1 protein-coding gene is annotated in these 1,183 nt (G+C 71.6%); it reads left to right on the top strand.

The window, feature by feature from the left end:
• A partial coding sequence (locus ACFC1F_RS43435) for a condensation domain-containing protein (protein ID WP_376167361.1) occupies positions 1–1,183 on the top strand: 1,183 nt, incomplete at both ends.

Raw genomic sequence — 1,183 nt, 5'->3', positions numbered from 1 at the left:
GGCTACCTCGACCGCCCCGCCCTCACCGCCGAACGCTTCGTCGCCTGCCCCTTCGGCGAACCCGGCGAGCGGATGTACCGCACCGGCGACCTCGTGCGCTGGCAGGCGGACGGGAACCTGGAGTTCCTCGCACGCGCGGACGACCAGGTCAAGATCCGCGGCTTCCGCATCGAACTCGGCGAGATCGAAACGGTCCTCGCCGCCCACCACGCCGTCGCCCAGGCCACCGCCATCGTCCGCGAGGACACCCCCGGCGACAAGCGCATCGTCGCCTACGTCATCCCCGCTCCCGGCCACGACGGGCAGGAACTGCCCCCGGTACTGCGGGCGTTCACCGCCGAGCACCTGCCCGAGTACATGGTCCCCGCAGCGGTCGTCCTCCTCGACACCCTGCCGCTGACCGTCAACGGCAAGCTCGACCGGCGGGCGTTGCCGGTGCCGGAGTTCGGCGTCGTCTCCGTCGGCCGCGGCCCCTCCACCCTCGAAGAAGAGCTGCTCTGCGCGGCCTTCGCCGACGTGCTGGGCCTGGAGCAGATCGGTGTCGACGACAGCTTCTTCGACCTCGGCGGACACTCCCTCCTCGCCACCCGCCTCGTCGCCCGGATCCGCACGGTACTGGGCGTCGAGCTCGGCATCCGCACCCTCTTCGAGGCACCGACCGTCGCCGCCCTCGCACACGCCCTGGCCGACGCCGCCACCTCCCGGTCCGCCCTCACCGCAGCCACCCGACCCGAGCAACTGCCGCTCTCCTTCGCGCAACAGCGCCTCTGGTTCCTCGGCCAGCTCGAAGGCACAAGCTCGACCTACAACATCCCCGCCGTCCTGCGCCTGCAGGGCGACCTCGACCAGGGCGCACTTGAGGACGCGCTGCGGGACGTGCTGGAACGCCACGAGGTCCTCCGCACCGTGTTCCCGACCGTCGACGGACAGCCGCACCAGCACATCCTCCAGACCAGTGACCTCGACGACGTCCTGACCGTCACCCCCACCGACCCCGCCACCCTCCAGGCCGCAGTCGCCGAGGCCGCCGGCCACGCCTTCGACCTCTCCCGCCAAGTGCCGTTCCGGGCATGGCTGTTCCCCTCCGACGAGCGCGAGCACCTCCTCGTCCTGCTCGTCCACCACATCGCCGGCGACGGCTGGTCCATGGCCCCCCTCGCGCGCGACCTGTCGACGGCGTATG

This window comes from Kitasatospora sp. NPDC056181 (assembly GCF_042266225.1).
Taxonomy (GTDB): Bacteria; Actinomycetota; Actinomycetes; order Streptomycetales; family Streptomycetaceae; genus Kitasatospora.
Note: the sequence above shows the minus strand (reverse complement) of the source record. Positions and strands in the feature narration are given on the sequence as shown.